Source organism: Lysinibacillus sp. IITD104, from assembly GCF_036698265.2.
Classification (GTDB): Bacteria; Bacillota; Bacilli; order Bacillales_A; family Planococcaceae; genus Lysinibacillus; species Lysinibacillus boronitolerans.
This window is the reverse complement of sequence record NZ_JBAHYH020000001.1, coordinates 1,896,155-1,921,711: the sequence shown is the minus strand read 5'-3', so window position 1 is coordinate 1,921,711 and position 25,557 is coordinate 1,896,155. Positions and strand designations below refer to the sequence as shown.

20 protein-coding genes are annotated in these 25,557 nt (G+C 35.7%); 10 read left to right on the top strand and 10 right to left on the bottom strand.

Annotated features, from left to right (window positions below; translation table 11 throughout):
* Positions 1-10: 10 nt before the first annotated feature.
* On the bottom strand, positions 11-433 hold the full coding sequence (locus V1L66_RS09625) for a pyridoxamine 5'-phosphate oxidase family protein (protein WP_016991674.1): 423 nt from the start codon (positions 431-433) through the stop codon (positions 11-13).
* Between the two features lie 162 nt (positions 434-595).
* On the opposite strand from V1L66_RS09625, the gene V1L66_RS09620 reads away from it, so the two are divergent.
* From V1L66_RS09620 to V1L66_RS09610, 3 genes are all read left to right on the top strand, one after another.
* Positions 596-1,222, top strand: coding sequence for a YitT family protein (locus V1L66_RS09620; RefSeq protein ID WP_016991675.1), 627 nt, complete (start codon positions 596-598; stop codon positions 1,220-1,222).
* Between the two features lie 144 nt (positions 1,223-1,366).
* The gene (locus tag V1L66_RS09615) at positions 1,367-1,654 is read left to right on the top strand and encodes a PadR family transcriptional regulator (protein WP_036077461.1); all 288 of its coding nucleotides are present in this window, start codon (positions 1,367-1,369) and stop codon (positions 1,652-1,654) included.
* Positions 1,641-2,249 (top strand): DUF2812 domain-containing protein, encoded by a 609-nt coding sequence (locus V1L66_RS09610; protein WP_016991677.1) that lies wholly within the window; start codon positions 1,641-1,643, stop codon positions 2,247-2,249. Before V1L66_RS09615 ends, V1L66_RS09610 begins: the two co-directional genes overlap by 14 nt.
* 45 nt (positions 2,250-2,294) lie before the next feature.
* On the opposite strand, the gene V1L66_RS09605 is transcribed toward V1L66_RS09610, so the two are convergent.
* From V1L66_RS09605 to V1L66_RS09585, 5 genes are all read right to left on the bottom strand, one after another.
* Positions 2,295-2,930, bottom strand: coding sequence for a 50S ribosomal protein L25/general stress protein Ctc (locus V1L66_RS09605; protein WP_333003941.1), 636 nt, complete (start codon positions 2,928-2,930; stop codon positions 2,295-2,297).
* A gap of 661 nt (positions 2,931-3,591) precedes the next feature.
* A complete protein-coding gene (locus V1L66_RS09600) occupies positions 3,592-3,930 on the bottom strand; it encodes a M48 family metallopeptidase (RefSeq protein WP_052125365.1) in 339 nt (112 codons plus the stop codon).
* Positions 3,931-4,023: 93 nt separating this feature from the next.
* Positions 4,024-5,691: an RHS repeat-associated core domain-containing protein gene (locus tag V1L66_RS09595; protein WP_333003943.1), complete on the bottom strand. Its 1,668-nt coding sequence runs from the start codon at positions 5,689-5,691 to the stop codon at positions 4,024-4,026.
* Between the two features lie 725 nt (positions 5,692-6,416).
* A complete protein-coding gene (locus V1L66_RS09590) occupies positions 6,417-11,216 on the bottom strand; it encodes a DNRLRE domain-containing protein (RefSeq protein ID WP_333003944.1) in 4,800 nt (1,599 codons plus the stop codon).
* Positions 11,217-12,317: 1,101 nt separating this feature from the next.
* Positions 12,318-13,016, bottom strand: coding sequence for a YjjG family noncanonical pyrimidine nucleotidase (locus V1L66_RS09585; protein ID WP_016994664.1), 699 nt, complete (start codon positions 13,014-13,016; stop codon positions 12,318-12,320).
* A 272-nt stretch (positions 13,017-13,288) separates the two neighbouring features.
* On the opposite strand from V1L66_RS09585, the gene yfkAB reads away from it, so the two are divergent.
* Positions 13,289-14,401 (top strand): radical SAM/CxCxxxxC motif protein YfkAB, encoded by a 1,113-nt coding sequence (gene yfkAB, locus V1L66_RS09580; RefSeq protein ID WP_333003945.1) that lies wholly within the window; start codon positions 13,289-13,291, stop codon positions 14,399-14,401.
* Positions 14,402-14,983: 582 nt separating this feature from the next.
* Here yfkAB and V1L66_RS09575 read toward each other — a convergent pair.
* Together V1L66_RS09575 and V1L66_RS09570 are read right to left on the bottom strand one after the other, a co-directional pair.
* The gene (locus V1L66_RS09575; RefSeq protein ID WP_036077325.1) at positions 14,984-15,979 is read right to left on the bottom strand and encodes an LLM class flavin-dependent oxidoreductase; all 996 of its coding nucleotides are present in this window, start codon (positions 15,977-15,979) and stop codon (positions 14,984-14,986) included.
* Between the two features lie 74 nt (positions 15,980-16,053).
* Entirely contained in the window at positions 16,054-16,479 is a 426-nt protein-coding gene (locus V1L66_RS09570) for a hypothetical protein (protein ID WP_036077327.1), read from the bottom strand.
* Between the two features lie 215 nt (positions 16,480-16,694).
* On the opposite strand from V1L66_RS09570, the gene V1L66_RS09565 reads away from it, so the two are divergent.
* The 5 genes from V1L66_RS09565 (at position 16,695) to V1L66_RS09545 (ending at position 21,766) form a co-directional block, all read left to right on the top strand.
* Positions 16,695-17,462 carry a TSUP family transporter gene (locus tag V1L66_RS09565; RefSeq protein WP_016994669.1) on the top strand — a complete coding sequence of 256 codons (768 nt, stop codon included), beginning with the start codon at positions 16,695-16,697 and terminating at the stop codon, positions 17,460-17,462.
* Between the two features lie 154 nt (positions 17,463-17,616).
* The gene (locus tag V1L66_RS09560) at positions 17,617-18,135 is read left to right on the top strand and encodes a sigma-70 family RNA polymerase sigma factor (protein ID WP_004230723.1); all 519 of its coding nucleotides are present in this window, start codon (positions 17,617-17,619) and stop codon (positions 18,133-18,135) included.
* Positions 18,128-19,018 (top strand): RsiV family protein, encoded by an 891-nt coding sequence (locus V1L66_RS09555; protein ID WP_036077330.1) that lies wholly within the window; start codon positions 18,128-18,130, stop codon positions 19,016-19,018. The genes V1L66_RS09560 and V1L66_RS09555 overlap by 8 nt, the downstream gene beginning before the upstream one ends.
* Positions 19,019-19,166: 148 nt before the next feature.
* Positions 19,167-20,291: a spore germination protein gene (locus V1L66_RS09550; RefSeq protein ID WP_258860805.1), complete on the top strand. Its 1,125-nt coding sequence runs from the start codon at positions 19,167-19,169 to the stop codon at positions 20,289-20,291.
* Positions 20,291-21,766, top strand: a complete 1,476-nt coding sequence (locus V1L66_RS09545; RefSeq protein WP_333003951.1) for a spore germination protein — start codon at positions 20,291-20,293, stop codon at positions 21,764-21,766. The genes V1L66_RS09550 and V1L66_RS09545 overlap by 1 nt, the downstream gene beginning before the upstream one ends.
* A 39-nt stretch (positions 21,767-21,805) precedes the next feature.
* Here V1L66_RS09545 and V1L66_RS09540 read toward each other — a convergent pair whose 3' ends face one another.
* Both V1L66_RS09540 and V1L66_RS09535 read right to left on the bottom strand, forming a co-directional pair.
* Positions 21,806-22,225, bottom strand: a complete 420-nt coding sequence (locus tag V1L66_RS09540) for an SRPBCC domain-containing protein (RefSeq protein WP_081977490.1) — start codon at positions 22,223-22,225, stop codon at positions 21,806-21,808.
* Between the two features lie 297 nt (positions 22,226-22,522).
* On the bottom strand, positions 22,523-24,283 hold the full coding sequence (locus tag V1L66_RS09535) for an ABC transporter ATP-binding protein (RefSeq protein WP_258860803.1): 1,761 nt from the start codon (positions 24,281-24,283) through the stop codon (positions 22,523-22,525).
* 416 nt (positions 24,284-24,699) lie between these two features.
* Here V1L66_RS09535 and V1L66_RS09530 point away from each other — a divergent pair, with 416 nt between their 5' ends.
* A complete protein-coding gene (locus V1L66_RS09530) occupies positions 24,700-25,461 on the top strand; it encodes a TerC family protein (RefSeq protein WP_333003959.1) in 762 nt (253 codons plus the stop codon).
* The last annotated feature ends 96 nt before the right edge of the window (positions 25,462-25,557 follow it).

The window sequence follows — 25,557 nt, the reverse complement described above, 5'->3', positions numbered from 1 at the left end:
CGACCATTGATCAATGGTCGTTCGAAAATTCTAGCTCTTTGGGTGGTTGCCCTTTTTTATTCATCAAGCGCATACGAATAGGCTCAATTTTTAATGTCACCATTTCATCCTGATTGCCAACAAAGATACTTGTAAAAAATTCGGCTAGTTTATTTTTTATCCCTTCTTCATGTACTTCCGTAAGCTTGCCTTCTATTTCCACATACGTATCACCAAAGCCACCATTTTCGTAGCCATATAAAATATGGGTATATGGATTTTTGCGTAGCTCTTCCATTTTTTCTGAATGTTTATTCGTCACTGTATACAACACAAAATCTTCATGCTGGAACGTCATGTAACGTGAGTACGGTTTGCCATTTTCTACAGTTGCCATTGTCCCAATCTTTTCCCGATTTAACACTTCTAAAATTTCATCACGTACAGAAGTCATAGTATCCCATCCTTTCATCTACATATCTATTTTGCCCTCTCCCAAGAAAGCTAACCGTCTTTTTTTGAAAAATGTGAAATGACAATCTTCGGGCATATTGAAAATCTATTGTTATAATAACTGGATGGACAACAGGAATTTTCGAATGAATGAGGGTTAAAAATGAAACAAGCTTTTTTCACGCGCTGTTTGTTTTTCATAACAGGCATTATCGTGCTTTCTTTTGGGATCACATTAACAATTAAAGGCCAACTTTTTGGTGTGGGCTCATGGGATGTACTACATATTGGCTTAACAAAAACATTGGGCTTATCAATCGGTTCATGGTCCATTATTTTGGGACTTGCTATTTTAGCGTTTGATATGCTGATTACGAAAAAGTTCCCTTTACCTGGAACGTTTATCGATATGTTTTTGGCAGGCATTTTTATTGATATTTTCAACTATTGGTTACCTGATATTGATGGTTTTTGGATGCAACTTATATCTTACCTTACAGGGTTAGTGTTACTAGGCTGGGGCTGTGGGATGTATATGGTGGCGAATTTAGGTATTGGACCACGTGATACACTTATGCTGATGATGGTCCATAAGCTTGGCTGGAGTGTGACCCGCTCTCGTACAACAATGGAAGTAACAGTTGCAATTATTGGCTTCCTACTTGGCGGTCCTATAGGCATCGGTACGGTGTTTATGGCATTTGGACTTGGACCAATCGTACAATTTGCCTTATCCTATAACGAAAAATTATTTATGCGATGGACAGGCGTGAAAAGCGCTGTTGTCTAAACTTTAATGACAATGCATTTTTGCATTGTCTTTTTTTACAGTTGAAATATACAGTGCAACTATATATAATCAAACTATATAGTCCAACTGTATATTTGAGGTGAAGATGTGAAAAAACATAAATTATTACCTTTATCCGAAACCATGCATTATATTCTACTGGCCTTACGTGAACCGCTACATGGCTATGCTATGATGCAAAAAATTGAGGAAATGAGTGCTGGTACAGTCCGAATTGCTGCAGGTACGATGTATGGAGCCATTGACAATTTATTGAAATATCATTGGATTACACCTGTTGAAACCCAGGATACAAGACGCAAGGTTTATCAAACGACAGAAGAGGGTCTAGAAATATTAGCCGCAGAGCAACAAAGATTGCAGCGCATTTTATCTTTATACGAGGGAGCTGGCGAACATGATAAAGTTTAAAATCTTTTTTGATATCGAAAAGGAAGAGCGTTGGTTAAACGAAATGTTAGCCAAGGGTTGGATATGCTCCAACATAAACTCGGCAGGTATTTATACATTTCAGCCTACTGAAGATCTTGAACAAGTTATTCGGATTGATTGTCAGCAGGAGCTTCGCAAAGAAAAGAAAGCGACCTATAAGCAATTACATGAGGATTTTGGCTGGCGTATAGTAAAAGAAAAATCATATGATGGCACTTTTTATTGGACAAAAAGTAAAGATGGTAATGATGAATTATTTTCAGATCATGATTCCCACATTGCGAAATATAAACGTTTAATGAAACAAGCAAGCAACTGGGCCATACTGTCATTTATCTTCTTAATGATTTTTTATGCCAACGATAGTTACTACTCCCTTTTCAGTATAAAAAATGCGTATTTTACACCTGGTTTATGGGAGAAAGAAGGGTTTTCTTTCCTTTTTGCCTTTTTATTTGAAACACCCTTTGCCATCGGGCGCTTTATCCCACCATGGCTATTTTTAGTAACTTGTAGTATTTACATCACTTTATATTATCGTTACCGAAAATCGATACAGCAGTTTAACCAATAAACGGTAAGGAGCCACTTACGAAATGTAAGATGGCTCCCTCTTTCTCTATCCTCTTGTTTCATCCGTATTTTGCCCTGTCGCTTCAAGCACTTCAGGTGTATCGTCGACTGTATCATCTTCCTGTACATTTTCAGCAGCTGGTGGTGTGATGGTCACCAGTGTATAGTCATCCTCATGTAAAATTTCAAACGGAAACTGTTGGCGAATATCCCCTACATAAAGAGAAGTGCCAATCGCAACATTCGTGGCATCTATTTCAATGGTTTCTGGAATTTCAGTTGGCTTCACTTTAATGCGAACCTCACGATTAGGCTGAAGCAGGAAGCCTCCTTCTGCCACTCCTACAGCATCACCAATCACGGTTACCGGAATATCGACTTCTAGCTCCTCAGACATATTAATGGACTTGAAATCAACATGCTTTACATTACCCTTCAATGCACAGCGCTGCACTTCTGTTAAAACAGCATTGATGCGCTCTCCTTCCACATCGAGTTGAAAGACACTTTTCGTACCATGTGCAGCCAATATTTTCGCAAAAGCTCTAGCATCTAACGTAATGGCTGTCGGCTCCATTTGAAAACCGTAAACAACACCAGGAATAGCCCCATTTTGTCGAAGCTGTGTTAGTGACGAATGACGCCCTTTTTGACGTTTATTAGCAGTTAGAACCATATTCATCGAAGATTTCCCCTTTCATGGAAACTAGTCTCATAAAAGGTTTTGCCTTTTCCCCTATTTTTTATACCTTTGTCTATAATTAAAAATACCTCTTCGAAATGAACAATATACATTTGCACAGCAGATACATAGATGTTGTACGAAAAGGTAACAAACCTGACTCTGTTTCCGTTTTAGAAAGTGCTATTGTAGATTTAGAACGGTTCATGGATGTTAGAGAATCTAGATACCCAGGCGCTAAAAAATCCCCCTTTCCTTTTTGTTAGCGTTTATGGTGGTGTTGTAAGACCTTTATATAGAAGAGCCATTCAAAATATCGTAAATAAATATACAGCAGCTTTCTTTAGAAACGGTAAAAGTCCACATAAACTTAGATATTCATTTGCAATAGATTTTACCCGGAGCGGTGGAGACATAATTTTATAAAGGGATCAATTAGGTCACTCAGCTATTAAAACAACTTCATTGTATAAGAACATGTCTTCTAAAGATGGTGAAAAGGTACTCAATGAGATGGATAAACGTAGATAAAAGAGTAAAGCCCAAACTACTGACCAATAGTGTTTGGGCTTTATTACTAGTAGCGCTATAAAAAACAACAAGCAAGGTATTAAACCCTTGCTTGTTAGAACGTTTTTCAAAAAATTGATATTATCTCAGGTTACTTATTAATGTTTTTTATATATGAATTAAGATTACCTAGTTTACTAAATTTTTTATCATAGGATATTCTACCATTAAAGTTCTCTAACCAGTAAGTGGCTTTTTCGAAATCTCTATTTTTTACAAGAACCTTAATGATTTTATTGAAATTAGGACTGTAATAGAATTCTTCATTTTCAAGGATTTTCAAACCTTTATGAAAATATTCAGATGCCTTATTGTATTTTTTTAAATCAGAATATAAAAGTCCTATATAAATAAATGCACTCGATTTTTCAGTGTCTGTTAAAGAATAGTTTAACCCTGAAACCAATGTATTAATAGCTTTATTTTTCATAAAAAATAAATCATAAAGATTCGCTTTTCTTACTATGCTATTATATTTTCTGGATGGCTGATTTTTAGATATATTAATTTTAATTACCACCTATTACTTAATTTTACTTAGTAAATATCGCTCTGCACTAAGTAATCCTTTATCAATTGTTTTTCCAAGCCTAGTAGTATCAAACCACGGATCCCATTTCCATAGTTTTCCACTTAAATTCACTGCTGTACTTGCAGCTCCCTTAAGAAAGGATCCAGAAATATATGCGCTAAATCCACCTGTAATAAAAGCTTTAATTGCCTTTTTATTTGGTGCTCTATTCAACATAGTAAACCCCTTTAAGGCCATTTTTCTTGCAACATAAGCGGATACACCACCACCACCAACAAACAATACAAAATTTGTTAATGTATTTTCACGTAAATCAGCGAAAATCATTTTAATAAATGATTTTAGTATTGATTTTAAATTTTTTGAAATTGAGAATTCCCCATCTGGATCAACAAACATTACAGGATTATTGTTCGCATAACTATAACCATTCAGTGTTAAAGGATTCATTGTATCTCCACGTACAGAATCTAACGATAAGAACACTCCTGTATCTGGGTTATAATAACGTGCCATTAGATAGTAAAGTTTTGAATCTTCATCGTATCGATAACCAGCATAACGGTACGGATTGATAATTGCCAGTGCACCTCTTTGGTTAATAATATTGCCCCATGCATCATATGTGTATTCTGCAACAATTTCACCATTTGTATTTGTTAAGGCTAGTACATCTCCACGATAGTTCGTTAAGTAGTAATATGTTGAACCTTGATAAGTCATTGTTAGAGGATGACCATTATCGTCATAAGTATATGCTTTTGAAATGACCCCTTCTGAGTTTTCTTCAAACAATACTTGATTTGTTATACCGTTATAACGATAATACGTTTCGCCGTTACTGTCTTTACTATATATACGACGTCCATTTTCATCATAACGATATGAGGCAACTGTCGTACCCGTTAGAGACTTAATTTCTGTCAATTGATCAAATGCGTTCCAAGCATATTGGAAAACACCATCATTTGTAACATTTCCATTGTCGCTAACATAATAAGTTTTATCACCAGTAGCCATCATCTGGTTTGAATTATTATAACTATAGTTGGTTGTAGTTATACTACCGTTTTGCAAAGTGGTTTTAGAAATACGGTTTCCAACTGAATCGTACGTATATGAAATGGATAGACCATTACTGTATTGTTCTTTGACTAGCTGGTTTAAAACATCGTACGTGTAAGTGACTGTACCATCATCGTTTGATACTTTGGTAATTTGCTGATTTTTATCATACTCATACTTATTTGTTTGCCAAGTCGTTTCACTATTGGTTTTCAATGTTTCTGATTGTAATTGATTAAAACTATACTCATTTAATATAGCTGCACCATTTCTGAAAATTGTGCTCTCCAATAAGTTGTTTTTATTCCATATGAAGTTAGCAGTGTTTGCCCCATTAAGTGTGGTTTGAGTTGTTTGACCATTCTCATCTGTTACATACTCTATGGTATTTGTACCATATTGAATGCTCTCTAAATCTTTCTCATTTTTATAAGTGTACATTATTGAACGATTCACTGGTGCACTAATGTCTACCCTTTGTAATAGTTCATTTTCAGATTGTATATACGTAACATCTTGATGGGTTGTTAGTTTTTGATTATTCTCATAGCTTGTACTATACCATATTAAAACAACTTCATTGTATAAGAACATGTCTTCTAAAGATGGTGAAAAAGTGTTAAATGAGATGGATAAAAGAAGATAAATAATAAAAGCCCAAACCTCTGAACTATCAGTGGCTGGGCTTTATGTAAGAAGCGCAGAGTAATTTAAATTTACTTGGTATTATGGTGTAATTCAGTTTAGTCGTCCTACTGTTTTAACACTATTTCTCACAATATGTAAAGTAAACTAAATTAGAGCACTACTTGAACTCTATATCTATTAATTTATGTGTATTTTCCCCATATTGAATTGTACATTCATAATTGATTATTAATACTACCAGTCCATTTTTTCGGTTAGTCTGTTTGCAAAATATAGTGCTATCACTGTAAATATAAAGGGAATAACTAAATGGACAAAAGGCACTGAGATTTATTCTCATACCTTTTGTCATTTCTTATGCTTTATATTTATTAGTAATAAACCTTTTATTTTTTTAAATATTTATCCCATAATCTTATCCCTATTAAATATAATTATCACTGCTGTAAGAATAAAGAGGATTCGATATCCTAAAACTATATATTTACTTTCCTTCTTATATTCTTTTGAATTCAAGAAAACTTCTATCACCATAAAAAGAAAATATAAAGTTGCCAGAATATAAAAATTTAGTTTATGCCAACTCAATAATACTAGTAGAATAATACTATACAAAAGCATTCGTAGAAATTGATTTTTCATATTTAGTTCTCCATATATTAATTTAGATACTAATATCCATTAAAATATCCGTTTTTGGGATATTTATCTCTTGCATCTAAAAACTTAAAAATAGCTGTACCAGGGTCAGTATAAAACCCTGCAATGTTAACAGCTGTGGTTAAAGCAGTAACAATATTACTAGAAATTTTCGCAGAAACGCCCTTTCGGATTAATGATTTTTTTACTTTATCTGCAAAAAGAATTCGTTTAGCTTTACTAAATTGTTTCTTTGAATAATTAGATAAAATTTTTGCTATTCCTCCTCCAAAAGATACAGAAACAATAAATATTACAGCATTTATTGTTTTAGATAAAAAAGATTTATTATTCCACCATGCATTTTTCCAATATTCCCCATTTGGATCGATATTCATTACTGGGTTATTGTTTGCATAGCTATAACCATTCAATGTTAAAGGATTCATAATATCTCCACGTACAGAATCTAACGATAAGAACACACCTGTATCTGGATTATAGTAACGTGCCATTAAATAGTATAGTTTTGTACTCTCATCGTAACGATAGCCAGCATAGCGGTATGGGTTGATAGTTGCCATTGTACCAATTTCGCTCATAATATTACCCCATGCATCATATGTGTATTTCGCCACAATGTCACCATTTGAATCCGTTAGGGCTAGTACATCTCCACGATAGTTCGTTAAATAGTAATAAGTTGAACCTTGATATGTCATTGTTAATAGATGCCCATTATCACCGTAAGTGTATGCTTTTGTAAGATTGCCACTTGCATCTTCTTCAAACAGCACTTCATTTGTTAGGCCATTATATCGATAATACGTTTCACCATTACTATCTTTACTGTATACACGACGACCATTTTCATCATAACGATAGGTTGCAACTGTCGTACCAGTAAGGGTCTTTACTTCTGTTAATTGATCAAAGGCATTCCAAACATATTGGAAAACACCATCATTAGTTACATTTCCGTTAGGACTTACAGTATAAGTTTTATCACCAGCAGCTTTCATTTGATTTGCATCATTATAACTATAGTTGGTTGTAGTTGTATTGCCGTTATGCAAAGTCGTTTTAGAAGTCCGATTTCCAACTGAATCGTATGTGTATGAAATGGATAAACCATTACTATATTGTTCTTTGGTTAGTTGGTTTAAAGCATCATATGTGTAAGTTACCGTACCATCACTGTTCGTTACTTTGGTAATTTGCTGGTTTTTATCATACTCATACGCATTTGTACGCCAAGTTGTTGTACTATTTGTTTTCAAAGTTTCTGTTTGTAATTGATCAGCTTTATACTTATTTAAAATAACGGCACCATTTTTATAAGTCGTGCTCTCCAATAAGCCATTTGTGTTCCTTGCGAAGCTCGCTGAAGGTTGTCCATTGAGTGTTACTGCAATTGTTTGACCATTTTCATCTGATTCATACTCAATGGTATTTGTACCATATTGAATGCTTTCTAAATCTTTCTCATTTTTATAAGTGTACATTATTGAACGATTTACAGGTGCATTAATGTCTACCCTTTGTAATAGTTCATTTTCTGAAAGTGTATACGTAACTTTTTGATTGCTAAGTGTATGATTTGTCACTGTCGTAGATAAACCATCTACTTGTGTTGAAAACTGATTAACCCCATTTATTTTCACTATCTGTGTATTGGTATCAGCTGAAGTAGTATAGGCGATTTTTTCACCTGCTGCTTTGATAATTTCACTTAAATCACCATCAGCATTATAATTGTAAGATGTAACTTGTCCCTCTGCATTTGTTTCTTTTTCTATGGCATTTTGTGCATTATAGCTAAGAGACATTTGCTTTTTACCATTAGCATTTGTCACAGATGTTAAATTGCTGTTGGCATCAAACGTATAAGTCGTTATTTTATTTGCAGCATCTTCTACCTCTACTAGTTCATTTTTCAAATTGTATTGATACCTAGTTTTCCCCTTTTTTCCGTCTTCATAAGAGAGGATATTTCCATTAAAATCAGTTACAGTTTTAGTTGTGATACCTAATTCAATATCTTGATAGGTTGTTAGTTTTTGATTATTCTCATAGCTAGTGCTATACGTTTCGATTTTCCCATCTGGATATTTTACTTGTGTCAAATCTCCATGGTCATTATACGTATAGGTTGTTGTTTCTCCTTTAGGTGTTGTGGAGGTTTTTAGATTACCATTCTCATAAGTGTTGGTAGTTGTTTGCTGATTGGCATCTGTCTGAGTTAAAAGATTACTATACTCATTATACGTATAGGATTCTGTCACACCTTTTGAATCATTAGTGCTTAATAAATTTCCCTTTGTATCATACTCAAATTTCTTAGTATAAGTAGATCCATCTGAATACATAACATTTTGTGAAAGAACATTATAGCTTTTTTCATCTAATGTATAGGTTGTTGTATCACCTGAAGGATCAAACATTTTCGTTACATTAAAATTGTTATTTAAACCATAGCGTGTAACAGTACCTTCTGGGCTTGTAACTGTCACAATATTATTTGTTCGATCTAAAGAGTAATTAGTGATAGAATCTACTTGCCCATCTAATGAAGGTTCTGTTACCGATACTAAATCCAATTCACTATTATATCCATAAAGCATAATCTTCTGATTACTATCAATAATTTTTGTTAACTGTCCATTAGTTGTGTAGTAGAACGAAGTAGGCGTTGATGTTTTGTCATCGTTCTTATCTTTCTTAACCATTACTCGTGTTAAGTAACCATCTGTATAAGTATACTTAATATCCTGATCATTATATTTTGCATTTGTAATAAGCCCATCAGTATAAGTTAACACTAATTTTGTGCCTAGATTAGTATTGATAGAAGTAAGCTGATTTGATGTATCATAATTATAAGTGATTGTATTGTTATTTAAATCTTTTTGCTCTGTTACATATGCTACTTCCACATCTGTATCACTAGTGCTTTCTCTAACTTTAAATGTTGTTATGATACCAGTTTTGCTAGTCAGTTTAAAAGTGTATTTATCCACCATATCTAAACTATCATAATTACCTGCTGGTGCAATATACTTATCTCCATCCCATGAGTAAGCATGGACCGTACCATCTGCATCTTTATATTCGACATTAAAATATTTATCATTATAAAATAATTTCTCTGAACCTGTAAAACTCCAACCATAGCCAAATGGAGATTTTTCAAAATCCTTACTATTATAAGTTCTAGTAAAATCTAAACCAAATCCACCATAGTTGAATAAGCTAAAATCTGTGTATTGAATAACATTATTATTTGTGCCTAAATTTACATAGTTAGATCCATTTGAAATATCATGTGTGGCATAATCCCAATAGTCTTCCAACCCTAAACGATTGGGTGTTTTATAAGTAACGACAAGTTTCGGTTTATAAGGGAGTGGGTTGGTTGTACTTTCACTACTGATGAATTTTTTGTAAATCATTGTATTTTCTGATGTACTTTTCAATAATAAACCCAGATTTGATTCGGGATTATATAGCCACCCACTCACCATACTCGTAGGAATAGACCATCGTTTAATACCCTCTTCTACATTACTTGGCACTGAAGAGACTCCTGTGACAGTTGAAAGAGCCGTGGTATTAAAATCTCCCCCTGCTGTTGTCCAGCCCCCTGCTGTAGAATAGTTATTCCATGTCGCCGTATTTTCATCCCATGAGCGTTTCATAGCATGCATACTTAAATTAATAGGAGTTGGATCATTAGTTGAAGATAGATAAAGACTTACATCTGCAGACATAATAATGCTTTTTTCTGGAATAGGTGTTACATCAAACTTCAATAAACTTCTTACAATATTCCCATCTGTGGCTGTACCTGTACCTAATTCTGTATCATTTCCCCCAGTTTGAGTTGGAAACTTTTTTCGTATTGTTGTATCAACCATTTTAGAGTTTCCTTGGATACGTACAATTGTTGGATCAATAACAATAGGGTATTGTCTTTTAGAATCCTGTAGCCATGCTGTATCGGGGGTTAAATCAATCCATAGAGTATTGTTTTCCTTTCGTGTTTTTAACGTGATATCATAAGACTTTGCTTCCTCTGGTATAGAATTTGAACCATCAATAGATTGAAAGCCTACAGGTTTATAAGCATCATACATAAACGGCGCTTCTATAACATAAACCATCTCACCCGTTTTGGCGTCCTTCAAATAGATTTGATTATTAATTTGTTCATATGTCAAATTTTCTAGAGATAGCTGATATGAGAAGGTTTGTGGTAACCCTTTTTCGGGCTTCTTGTTAATTATAATATCTTCTTTTACAAAGTCTTCTCCAACAGAATATGTAGTCGAAATATTATCAAAAACATTTTGGTACTCAATTTGGTTATCTGTAGCAACCCCGATAACCTCTTTAGCAGGAATTATTTCACCTTTTTGTTCAATTTCCTTTAATCCAATATTAAGGTTGTAATGGTTATCCGCTACTTGTACGTTGTTCGTTTCCTCTTCAAGTTTTTCATCAAATGTCACAGCAAAGGTATTGGCTTTATTTTCAAATTGTCCTTTGCCATTATTTTTCTTTTTTTGTAGGTCGTTATCAATATCTTTCCAGTTACCTTTACTATCTTTAAAATGAATAGGTGCTTCATATATTTCAGTTGTATAAGTACCATCAGAATTGTTAAACGTTTTAGAAGTTTGCGTACGTTTTCCTACTACTTCGGTTTTCTCATTTCCTTTCATATTTTTTTGGGGATTTTCTTTGGCAGCAACACTTGCAAAATTCCCAAAAGGAATAAAGGCAATGAACATTGCCAAAACAATCAATTGAATGAAAATCTTCCTTAGCAAATTGTTTCCTCCTAATACTTGTGATTTTTGAAACATTATCTATTATAGACAGACAATCACTATTAGGATGGTGCTAAACTAACCGTTTTAGGTAGTACATTATGGGAATTAATATACAAAAAGAACTATTTGTATATACATATAAATGATTAAACCATAAATCCTATACCCCTAAATTTTGATATTATGTATAGTTTGTTTCTAACTAAAAACCCCTTCATTCACACGAAATAGACTGCAAATAAATTGCACTATCGTGTAGATGAATGGGGAGTTCGGTTTTTTAAATTAACCAGGTTTTGTTCAAAATAAATACCTTAATTCTGATGCTTGTCTAAATATTCCTCTATCATCTTTTGTGCGAGCCTACTATCGGTTATGTTCTGCGTTTTCGCTAACTCGAATAGTTGTTGATGATATTCTTTTTCTAAAACAAGTACAACACGTTTGTCATAGCTAATTACATGTAAGACATATCATTATTCGTTAAACAATATTTCAATTCGTCTCTGAACACCTGGGTTTCAATTTTTGATAATTAACTTTGAAATTGAATCTTTAAAAGTTTTGAGCACCTTATCACATATGTGTTTTTAGGCATATTAAAATAGTATCATGATGTTTCTTAGGAAAAGGCATAAAATAGCAAAGAATCCCATTAAAAATAAGTAGTAGCAAGCATAAAAATTTGAGGCTTGTCGACTATAGAGACTGCTAGCAAGTGAACTCCCCTCTACAATTCTTATGATAAAATATGACATAATCATTAAGACTTGGATATTATTTTTTATGAAGTGGTGTCATAATTGATGCCTTGATCAAAGCAGACAAAATTATGTAAAAGGATTTATTAGAAATGGCTATCTTTAAACCAGTGACAATGATAGAGAAATGACTAAAGAAACAGTTCGAATTTATGAAGTTTGGGTAAAAGTACAAGCATGAAATTGTTTTTTTACAATTTCATGCTTGTACTTAAATCTTTGTATTAATATAAAGTGGACATATCTTCCCAGCTATTTCATTCCGTACATGGAAATAATTATCTTCTCTGTGCTCAATGATTTTTGATTTGGTCCAATAGTTCCACCTTAGGTAGTACTAAACTAGCTGTTTATTCAATACTTCAAATAAGTCGTGTAATTTGTTAATTTCATAATGTGGCTTAATTTCACTTGTGTTTTCGATATTACGGATATTAAACCAGCATGTGTCGATACCCGATAGTAAACCGCCTTTAATATCGGATGTCAACGAGTCCCCAATAATCAGCGTTTTATCTTTATCAAAATCATCGATCCGTTCAAAAACATAATCGAAAAATGCTGGCATAGGCTTTTGATAGCCTGTTTGCTCCGAAATAAAAATGTCTTTAAAATGTGGCGCTAGCTTAGCATCCACAAGACGTTTATTTTGTGTAGCCGTGACACCATTTGACACCACATATAAATGATAATGGTTTGCAAGCTGTGCAATTACCTCATAGGCACCTTCTACATAATGGTGGGCCTCACACAAATATTTTTGGAACAGTGCTTCAAAGTAAGCTCCATCGACTTCTATGCCAAATTCCTTAAAGGCAACAGCAAATCGCGTATTATGTAATGTATTTTTTGTTAATTCCCCACGCTCAAAAGCACGCCACATGGACTCATTAATTTCTTTATATCGCGCAATCATCTCTGGAGTAACTGCTATGTTTTCCTCTTTAAACATGCGGTCTAGTGCTGCATTTTCAGCTAAATCAAAATCTAGTAATGTATCATCTACGTCAAACAATAAGATCTCATATTTCGTCATGTTCATTCCCACTTTCTTTGATGCATTGTGACTATTTACTCTATATCATGATAACGTTTTTTATGAAAAATAACAGTAAAATGTCCTATGACAGAATATTAGAACATATAGGCGCTTTATACAGATGCTTATCCGTCCATTGAAACTAGGGAACTTTCTATATTGGCAAAAAATGTTCGTCTAGCCCTAAAATAGCCCGTTCTGTAATTTCATATTTGAAATTATCGGTGAATATGAGACAATAGATTGCTAGAAAGGAAGATGTACGAAAGATGACGACCTTACAAAAAATAACACCTGTCTTTGATCCTTGGGAAGCTTATTTAGATGTGGAACAGCATGGACAAATGACACTATCAAATATTGAATTTACAACAACAACACTTTGTAATATGCGCTGTGCCCACTGTGCGGTAGGCTATACATTACAAAATAAAGACCCAGAGTCATTACCAATCGAATTAATTTTAAAGCGCCTAGAAGAAATTCCACATCTTAAAACGATTTCGATTACTGGTGGCGAACCGATGATGTCTAAGAAGTCCGTTCAAAACTATGTATTGCCTTTATTGAAATATGCACATGAACGAGGCGTGCGTACACAAATCAATTCCAACTTAACATTAGAGCCTGAACGTTATTTACTGATTGCACCGTATTTAGATGTCCTACATATCTCACATAACTGGGGTACGATCGATGAATTCGTTGAAACAGGCTTTGCTATGATGGAGCGAAAACCGACTTATGAACAGCGTGCAGCCTTATTCCAACGCATGATTGATAACTCAAAAATGCTAGCTGAACACGGCGTTATGGTATCTGCGGAAACTATGTTAAACAAAAAAACTTTACCATACTTAGAACATATCCATAACCAAATCATCCATGAGATGAAATGTGCACGCCACGAGGTGCACCCAATGTACCCATCCGACTTTGCAAGTGCACTCACTTCTTTATCACTAGAGGAAACACGTGAGGCCATTCATCACCTGTTAGATATTCGTGATGACAATACATGGATGTTGTTTGGTACACTCCCATTCTACCCATGTAGCCTGAATGAAGAGGATCAAAAGCTGTTACAACGTCTCCGCACAGCGAAGAATGTCACAATGCGTAATGACCCAGACGGTCGTTCACGATTGAATATCAATATCTTTACAGGTGATGTGATCGTTACCGACTTTGGTGATACACCAGCCCTCGGCAATATTGTACATGACGAACTACCATTGATTTTTGATAAATGGATGGCAACCGACTTGGCAAAATCGCTTAACTGCCATTGTCCCGCAGTCAAATGCTTAGGCCCAAATGTCCTTGTAAAAAATATGTATTATCAAGACACCGCTTTTGTGAGTGGCTCTGCTCGCGTATAGGTTAATGAGAGAAACACCATGTTGAACAACATGGTGTTTCTTTTTACATATGGAGCTATAAATCGTAGGTTATCCGTATACCTGGTCTTTAATGCATCGTATATAATTGTTCGATCGTAAGTGAGGAATCCGCCTCTTGATTTTTCTTGTCTGCGGAAATAATTATTTTCCCTTCATAAATCAATCCACCTGTACATAAATCAACGATAGACAACCACTGTCCATCGCAAACACCATATCATTATGATAAAAAAAATTTTTTTGTTCACAAGATGTATAAAAAATAATAGTCGAGCTATACTATTAAAGATTTCACTTCAAATCCAATGACTAGGAGGGTTAACCCGATGAGTGCGATTGATCGATAACTCAGAAGGACCATCAAAACTGAATAAGCTAAAGTACAGATTTCTTAGGAATATCCTTAAGATCCTATGCGGAAGCGAGGCAGTGTGTCATGGAGCAAAAAATGTAAGTGGTAATCAGACCCGGAAATTAATTTCCGGGTTTTTCTCATTGTAAAGCCACTATTCGAATAAATACACAAAAGCCATATTCAAATGATGAATATGGCTTTTCCTCTTATCGAATTAATTCCTTTGCCAGGAATCTATAGGTATTTAAACGACTTTCTAATTCATATTGATTGCAATTTAGCATCACTTCATCAAAGCCATAGCGTTCTTGCTCAGCGCTTAAAAAAGAAGCAATGTCTTGTGGTGTTCCGACAAGATTCGCCTTGCGATTATTGTCAATCGTCAATTTATCCATTTCAGTTAATGGATAATCCTTCGCTTCTTCGGGTGACATTGTTTGAATGATTTGCCCCTTCATTAATTGAAGACGAGAAATATCAATCGGTTTAGCTAAATATTCCGCTTCTTCTAAGGTTGGGGCAACTGTTGCTGCATAGGTCACAATGATCTGTGGTTTATCCATATAATAAGAAGGCGTAAAATAGGCTTTATAGGCATCAAAGATATCCTTTGACATATTGCCCGTGAAAAATTGTGCATATGAATAGCCTACTCCCAGCTGACCAGCCTGCATTGCACTCTGACCACTAGAACCTAGTAACCAAGCCTCTGGTAATGAAATATGAGCAGGCGCTGCAACGACTTGATCATAGACATGTTCACCTGTTTTTTGATTATTCATTAGCTTTAATATGATTTCTAGCTTATCATACTGTTCTGTGAAGCGTTGTCGTCTTCCCTCTGCCAAGGCATAGATAGCGGCATGATCACCACCAGGAGCTCTCCCCACACCAAAATCAATACGATTGGGTGCCAGCCCCGATAATGTTTTAAAGACCTCTGCTAGCTTATAGGGTGAATAATGCATCATCATGACGCCACCCGTACCAATGCGAAGCCGCTGTGTTTTAGCAGCTAAAAAAGCAGCAGTTACTTCTGGAGCTGAACTCGCCAATGACTGACTATTATGGTGTTCAGCAAGCCACATACGGTGATAGCCAAGCTCTTCACCTAGCAATGCCAGCTGTTCTGTACGTTGAAAAGCCTCTTCTGCAGAATGACCTTTTGGAATCGGCATTTGATCTAAAATACTTAATCTCATGTAAAACATCCTCTCTGTCTCTAGCTCCCCCTTTTACTGTAATACAGTTTGGATGATTTACAAAATAAAAAACCTTACTCATAAGCTAGTTGTTTCTTTTCCCATGTGTGATAGACCATACCAACAAGCTTTTGTTGTTGCTGCTGGTTTAAGACTACATCTTTAAATTTCATTGCCTCTAGGGAAAATTGCTGCGTTTGTTCGTTCACGACAAATTGGAGAATAGCATGTCCTTTTTCGTCTTGAAACGTAATATCACCTGATAATTCTACAACTTGCTCCCCAGTTTTTGCTTCATAATAGCGCCAGTAAGGTTCAAAAAAAGCGTAATTAAACGCATTTCGAACTGTGACATCTGAAAAATTCTCCAAATAGCCTTCCTTTACGGTATCAATATACTCATGATCTGTTATATCTTTTTTTGCATTAAAGACATACCCTACAAGTACTCCCATAAACACAACACAGAGAAATACACGTATATGATTTCCTAAACTCATGTCATCACGTCCCCTTTACGTAAAAACATCATCACCTACATAATACATCAAAATAATGACTCCAAGTAGAATTATTTTGAATTATGCAGAAATTATCGTCATTTAGCATTGGATCACTTCATTTATTTCTATTAAAAAATAGCAGCTAGAGTATTTACAGCCTATTCTCAGTTCGCTACTATCAGATTATTATGATAGAAAAGAGATGACCTTTTGTGCCTTTTGATTTAGATATAAATATTTTATTAATTTTAATCCTCTTCGGTTTTTTAGCAGCCTTTATTGATTCAGTGGTTGGAGGAGGCGGGCTTATCTCATTACCAGCTCTTATGTTCGTTGGTCTTCCACCCTCTGCTGCAGTAGCAACCAATAAATTGGCAGGTACAATGGGTTCCCTTACTAGCACAGTGACTTTTTATCGCTCTGGTAAACTAGATATTAAAGCCGTCTATAAGCTTTTCCCCTTCGTCTTTTTGGGCTCTATGCTGGGTGCTTGGATTGTACACCTAATGGATCCAAGTGTACTAAAGCCATTAATGCTGATTATGCTTGCAGCCGTTGCCATCTATACCATCTTCAAAAAAGACTGGGGCAGTATGACCACCTATAAACAATTAACGCCAAAGCGTTCTATTATTTTTGTTTTCGTGATTACACTTATTGGCTTCTATGATGGCTTTTTAGGTCCTGGGACAGGCTCGTTTCTACTCTTTGCTTTTCTCATAGTTGGCTTTGATTTTTTACAAGCAGCAGGAAACGCCAAATTTTTAAATTTCGGCAGTAATGTAGCTGCCCTCCTTATGTTTATATACTTAGGACAAATCAATTATGCCTATGGACTACCAATGGGTCTTGCGCAAATTGCAGGAGCTATTGTTGGTTCAAAATTTGCCATTAAACGCGGCAGTGGCTATGTACGTAAATTATTTATCGTTGTGACCATTCTATTACTCTTGAAAAATACATATGACTATTTTTCATGATCAGTCGTTATACTAACGTATGCCAATACTATAGAAGGATCAAACTTATCTCAAATGGGGTAAGTTTTTTTCATGGCATCAACTTTTTCCCTCTCCTCGAACGTCTAGTAAATGTATACAATTTGATAATGTTAATAAAGGAGCTTCTTTGGACATGAGAACAAGAAATGCATTTCAACATGAAGAGGTGTTTGTCCAATTCATTCGAGAACAAAAAGAGCGTTTTTATTTGCTCGCGTATAGCTATACAAAAAATGAACAGGACGCACTAGATGTTGTACAAGACAGTATCCAAAAAGCCATGCTTTCATTAGATCGACTTGAAAATGTGACCTATATGAAAAGCTGGTTTTATAAAATAGTTGTCCGTACAGCCATAGATTTTTTACGTAAGCATAAACGCTTACAAGTGACAGATGATGATACATTACAATATTTGACGCCTGCTCAAGAGGATGTTTATGAGAACGTTGACTTGGAGCATGCGTTGGATGAACTCCCGCAAATGTATCGAGAGGTTGTCATTCTCCATTATTTCGAGGATTTAAAACTCGCTGACGTGGCGAACATCCTCGACATTAAGTTGAGTACAGCCAAATCGCGTCTTTATAAAGCATTAAAACTATTGAAAATACAATTGGAAGATGTGAAGGGAGAAACTGCACATGGATAAAAAATTGCAGGAGTTAGAAAAACAATATATGAAAGTCCCGATTCCAAAAGAGCTAGACTTCGTGGTTGAAAGAGCACTTAAGCAAGGTCGAAAAAAGAAAAAAAATCGGACACCTCAATGGGTCCTTGGATCTGCCGCTGCAGCCATGCTATTTACTGCTGGTTTAAATGTAAGCCCTGCAATGGCACGCACACTTTCAGAAATTCCCGTGGTTGGTAGTGTGATAAAAGTATTGACTTGGACAGAATATGAAGTGGCAGAAGATAATTATGATGCCAATATTAAAGTACCTTCTATTGAAAACTTAGAAAATCAAGATTTGGCGAATACATTAAATGAAAAGTATCGTGCAGAAGGTAAAACACTTTACGATGAATTTATGGCAGAAGTGGGCGATTTAAAATTAAATGGCGGTGGTCATTTAGGTATTGATAGTGGCTACGAAATTAAAACCGATAATGAACAAATTTTATCGATTGGTCGTTATGTAGTGAATACCGTTGCTTCTTCTTCAACGGTGATGGAATACGATACGATCGATAAAGAAAACGAAATTTTAATTACTTTACCAATGCTCTTTAAAGATCAGCACTATGTTGAAACAATTAGTGAAAATATTAAAGAACAAATGCGTACACAAATAGCTGAATCGAATCAGGATAAGGTTTACTGGGTGAAGGGTGCTGGCCTTGCCGATGAAGAATTAATGGAGGAATTTACAGCCATTAAACCCGATCAGCAATTCTACATTTCTGATAAAGGCAAGCTTGTGATTTCCTTTGATAAATATGAAGTAGCACCTGGCTATATGGGCGTTGTAGAGTTTGAAATCCCAACAGATGTCTTAAAAGAAGACCTTGTTAGCACAAAATATATTCATTAATTTAGCTTACTTTTCCTATGATGAGGTATTGGATGATGGTGTCATCTAATACCTCGTTTTTTCATGAAACCATACCATTTTCTGCTTATAAAGCCGACTTTTTTTGTCAAAGCTAATATGTATCAATCAATGTTAGAGGGTTTTCAACATGAAAAGTGTAGGATCAATCAGTATTTTACATGTCATCTTCCTATCAATGACTGTTATTGGCTTGAAAAATCATGTAACCATTATTCCTCCACTACTAGATGTGGCCAAAAGAGATGGCTGGCTATCGGTATTATTTGCTGGAGGAATTGTTTTCTTTTGGCTATTTTTATTAGTATATATTCAATCAAAATCGAATCAGGAGCCCATCCGAGATTGGCTTGAATCAAAAATCGGGAAAATTGGCTCTACTATTGTTATTTATACAATTGCTATTTTTTTAATGATTATCGCTGCTTTTACAATGGTTGAAACATTGCAATGGGTTAATACTACATTTTTACCGCAAACCCCTGTGATCATCTTACTATTTATCTACACTATTCTGTGTATTCTTCTTGTGACGACTAGCTTACAGACGCTCGTCATTTTAAACGTTTTTGTATTATTCGGAGTAGTTATCTTTGGCTTTTTCGTTGCCTTTACGAACATGCAGGTGAAAGATTATGAATTATTACGTCCATTTTTTGAACACGGATTCCAGCCTATATTGCGAGGCATGATTTTCCCTGCGTCCGGTTTTATTGAGCTTTTAATGTTGCTATTTTTACAGCATCAATTTAAGGAACGTATTCGCTGGTACCACTTTGCTATTATGCTGGCCATTTTAATAGGACTGACATTAGGCCCATTAATTGGGGCCATTACAGAATTTGGACCGAATGAAGCGGCTAAGCAACGCTATCCTGCCTACGAAGAATGGGGATTAGTGACAATCGGTCGCTATATCGAGCATCTTGACTTTTTCTCCATTTATCAATGGCTGACAGGAACCTTTATTCGTGTTAGTTTCCTTTTGTACATTGTGGCCGATTTATTGAAGATGACAGGAAATCCGAAGCGTATATGGCAAATGCTTGCTCCACCTTTCTTTATTCTTTGTTTACCATTAATCATGCTAAATGAAAGCCTATTTTTAAAAGTTAAAGGACATTATATTCTTGCAGCCACTTTTATTTTTTTCTTTTTACTCTCAATATTTTTCGTAGTCGTAGCTTTCTTGTCGGATAAATCTTCTAAAAAGGGGAAAACTGAAAAACAAGATAGGAAAAGTGGTGAATCATAATGCCTCAGCAAGAACAGGCGCTAGATCTTAGTACGCTCAGAAAATTATTTCAAAAATCGGCAGATATTCAATTTCAGGAATATATGTTTAATCAGCAGAAAGTACACTTTATTACGTGTGATGCTATGATTGATCAACAAATGCTTAATGAAGTGATTATTCAACGTATTCAGTATTTATATGATCATTTGGATGAGGTCCCCTTTGAAGAGAATATCGCAAGGCATCTTCATATTCCAAGTATGCAAAAAGTACAAGACAAGGAACAGCTGATAACTTTTGTCTATAGTGGCTTCTTGTTGTTGTATTTTGATGAAGACAATCTTTTATATGCAAGCAATATTGCCCAAAAGCCGAATCGCAAGCCTGAAGAAACGCGCATGGAGGTTCTTGTTAAAGGGCCCAGAGATAATTTCATTGAAGATATTCGCATCAATATCGCACTATTAAGAAAACGCTTGCCGACCAATTCATTTTGTGTGGAAAAAGTAGAGCTTGGGAAACGATCAAAAACCACCGTAGCCATTCTTTATTTTGATGATATTGTGGATATGGATATTTTACATGGAATCAAAAAGCAGCTTGCTGCCGTTGATACAGACATTGTTTTTAGTGGCGATTTATTGATGGAACGGGTGAATAAAAATTCCAAGCTTTTTCCGAAGTTTGATTATACAGGACGACCTGATTATGCGGTTCAGGCCTTAGCAAGAGGACGTTTTATTATTTTTGTAGATGGCGTCGCCTATGCCATCGTTACCCCTGTTAATTTGTTTCTCTTACTGAAATCAGCTGAGGATAATGAATATCCTATTATTTTCAGTTCACTCGAACGTTTATTGAGGATATTCGGTATTTTAATTGGATTACTACTCCCTGCATTCTGGCTTGCCTTAACAACCTATCATCAAAATCAATTACCCCTTCAACTACTCGCAACCGTGGTGCAAGCGAAGGTGGGCTTACCGCTCCCTTCTTCGCTTGAAATGTTGCTCATGTTACTGATGTTTGAATTGTTTCGTGAAGCCGGTTTGCGTCTACCCTCCGTTATTGGTGGGACCATCAGTGTTGTAGGTGGATTAATTATCGGGGATGCAGCCATTCGAGCAGGTGTAACGAGCCCTGAAATGATCGTTGTCATCGCTATTTCTACGATTGCCTCCTTTACATTGGTAAATCAGTCACTTGTTACTTCCGTCAGCATATTACGTGTTGCCTTTATCTTTGCTAGTGCCTTTTTCGGTTTGTTCGGTTTCTTTGTTTCTTTATATTTGACGCTGCTTTACTTAAGTAATATTCGAATTTATGGCTACTCTTACATGAACCTGGCAACAGATCTAAATTGGGCAACCATTAAAAAATCGATCTTTCGATTATCACCTAAGGGCTATACAGAACGTAATAAAGCACTTGCTCCACAGGATTATACACGAACATCAAAGGGGCATGAAAATAAGGATTCCCAAAATAAATAGCATCCCTTCAAAACTGAAAGGGGTGCTATTTTTGTCCGTTCAAATATTTTGTGCCCTTTCTTTAATAGCATCCAGTACCCTTTCCCAATGACCTTTCATTTCTTCTCGTACTGTCTGATCAGAAAGTTGTTCTTGATGAAAGCTAATGGTCGTTTTATTACGTTCTTTTGGTAAAATACGGATTTGTACGGTAGATGGTTTTGACCACTCTTCCTTTTGCCAAGTCAATCGAAGCTGCTCTAACGGTTTAACAATCCTGATTTCGCCTGTCCCTGTCTTTGAATGGTATTTGTGCCCAGGTTCAAATATAACTGAAGTGCCTTCCCCCAGCCATGTACGTACCCCTTCTGTTGTCGTAATCAATGCCCATGCTTGCTCCTGCGAAATGGGTAACGTCCTTCTAACCCCTACTTGAAAGCCCACACTTTTCGTTTGACCGATGATTTTTTCGTTATCCATTGCTTCACCTCTATATTATGACCTTTATAGTGAACTGTAGTTCTATTCGATAAACTTGCTAAACATTCCTTCTATGTACTCATAAATGAATGTTCAATTTTCCCTATCCATGCCATAATGGATGATTTGATCTGGCACCCTTTGAATATTCGTTGGCATGAGCATTCAATCGTCCCCTCTTTCTACGTAACCTTTAATATGTATGTTAGTGTGCTTTGGCTACAATATGAGTACAGTAACTAAGGGAAACAACTAAAAAAAGGGAAATTGTTTAAAAACAATCTCCCTTTTCTTTATTTACGTCAATTCCACAAAATCTTTCTGAACGCTTTGTTCTGATTGTCCCTTGCGAAATTGAATATGATGAAGCTTTGCAAAAATCCCATTTTGAGCCACTAGCTCATCATAGGTACCATCCTCTTCAATGCCCTTTGGTGTCACAACTAATACACGATCAGCATTGCGAATAGTTGCCAAGCGATGGGCAATAACTAGCGTTGTACGATTTTCAGCAAGCTCTGTTAATGATTGCTGAATAATCATTTCTGTTTCTGTATCTAAGGCAGAGGTTGCCTCGTCTAAAATCAAGATCGGCGGGTTCTTTAGGAACATACGCGCAATCGCTAGTCGTTGCTTTTGGCCTCCTGATAATTTTAAGCCACGTTCACCTATTTGTGTATCATAGCCCTCGGGCAGCTCTGCAATAAATGCCTCTAGATGGGCTTTTTTCGCTGCCTCTCGAATTTCCGCTTCACTTGCATCTAATTTTCCATAGGCAATGTTTTCACGAATCGTACCTGTAAATAAAAAGACGTCCTGCTGTACGATACCAATTTGAGCACGTAATGACGCTTGTGTCATATTCCGTATATCGATACCATCAATCGTAATAGCGCCTTTTGTCACCTCATAAAATCGAGGAATCAATGAGCAGATTGTAGTTTTACCAGCACCCGAAGGCCCTACAAAGGCAATAGTTTGGCCAGCTTTTACATCAAAGGATATATCATGTAAAACCTGTTTGGATGCATCATAATTAAAATGAACATGATTGAAGGCAATATTTCCATCTAAATGTTTAATAGCCTTGGCATCCTCACGATCTTGAATTTCTGGCTCCTGTTCAATTAATTCACGGAAGCGCTTAAAGCCAGCCATTCCTTTCGGATAAAGCTCTAATAAAGCACTAATTTTATCAATTGGTTTAATCAGAACATTCGTATAGAGCACAAAGCTTACAAGTTCCCCATAAGATAGCTTTCCATTAAAGCTTAACCAAGCACCGACAACAAGCACAACTAGTGTTAAAAGACGCGTCATCATGTAGATACTGGAGTGTGTCCCTGCCATAATTTTATAGGCATATAATTTTGCCGCACGGAAAAATCCATTTTGTTCTTTAAATCGGCTAATTTCAAAAGCTTCATTAGTAAAGGATTTTACAACTCGTACACCAGATACACTATCCTCCACACGCCCATTGACATCAGCAATTTTGCCATACATCGTTTTCCAAGCATTGTTCATTTTTATATTACTAAATGTCACAAGCCATGTTAAAAATGGCACCATAATCGCTGCAATCAAGGCGAGTGTTGGATTGACATTAAACATAATGGCAAAGGCCCCAACAAAGGTCATGATCGCAATAAAGAGATCCTCTGGTCCATGATGGGCAAACTCACCTATATCAAACAAATCATTGGTAATGCGACTCATAATATGACCTGTTTTCGTATTATCAAAGAATCGGAATGATTGCCTTTGTACATGCGTAAATAATTCTTGACGCATATCCGTTTCGATATTTATGCCTAATTTATGTCCTAAATAGTTAACGATAAAGTTCAATAATGTACTAATGGCGTAAACAAGCAGTAATAGGACACTTATTTTCACAATCATGCCCCAATCTCCTGTTGGCAATAGCTCATCGATAAACCATTGAACAGCCAATGGAAACGCAAGCTCTAAGATTGCTACAATAATGGCACTCGAAAAATCGATGACAAACAATCGTTTATGTGGCTTGTAGTAGGAAAAAAATTTTCTATACATGTTTGTCTCCTCTCTAAGTTGTAAAAATTTCGCCTATCTTTTAATAGTACCATTTGTGCAAACGTAACGGAAAAGTATTTTTTCTCCATAGCAGTATATTTTTATTTACTTTTAAAATGTTGCATGTTACTATGTTAGTAAGAATTGAATAGCTTTTGACTTTATTGTCAAAGGGGAGTAGCTAGCAGATGCGATCGAAGCATCTGATTCACATTCGTCATTACATGGTATATTACCATCGGGTGTGATGGCATTTCTTGTCACACAGAAACCTTTCTGTGCAACGAACAGTTAATTGCTTAGCAAGACCTTTGCCTATTTTTTAGGCAGGGGTCTTTTTCTTTTGCTTAAAATTAGGGAAAGAATAAGTTAGCAAGCCATTCATTTCTGTTCAACAATTAAAGGAGGCAATAAATTTGGAGGCAATATTTTTAGAATACGCATGGGTACTTATCGTATTAATTGTACTAGAAGGTTTGTTAGCAGCAGATAACGCCGTCGTAATGGCTGTTATGGTTAAGCATTTACCAAAGGCACAACAACAAAAGGCTTTATTGTATGGATTGGTGGGGGCGTTTGTTTTCCGCTTTGCCGCATTATTCCTTATTACAACGCTTGTTAATTTCTGGCAGATCCAAGCGATAGGTGCAGCTTATCTTTTGTTTATGTCTATTAAGCATATTTATGATTCGCGGAAAGCATCCCAAAACTCCGAAGAAATCCAAGAGCCGAAAAAACAATCTGGCTTCTGGATGACGGTTGTAAAAGTAGAACTTGCTGATATCGCATTTGCTGTTGATTCTATTCTAGCGGCGGTTGCCATTGCTGTCACACTTCCACATATCGGTGATTTTGATATTGGTGGTATTAACGCAGGTCAGTTCGCAGTAATGTTCCTAGGTGGTATTATTGGTGTCATCATGATGCGTTTCGCAGCTCGTTGGTTTGTAAAGGTTCTCGACAAATTCCCATCACTTGAAACAGCTGCTTTCCTAATTGTCGGCTGGGTTGGTGTAAAATTAGCTGTCTTAACATTAGCACATGAAAAATTAGGTGTGATTCCACACGAATTCCCCCACTCCACTCTTTGGAAAGCTATTTTCTGGATTGTCTTAATTGCTATCGCATTAGGTGGCTACCTAATCGGTGTCAAAAATCAAAAGAAACAAGAACAATAAGCATGATAAATTTCGCTTCGATTACGATCGGGGCGATTTTTTCTTATTTCCTTAAAAATATAAAAGAAGAAATTCTCTAATTGATAACCAATATCA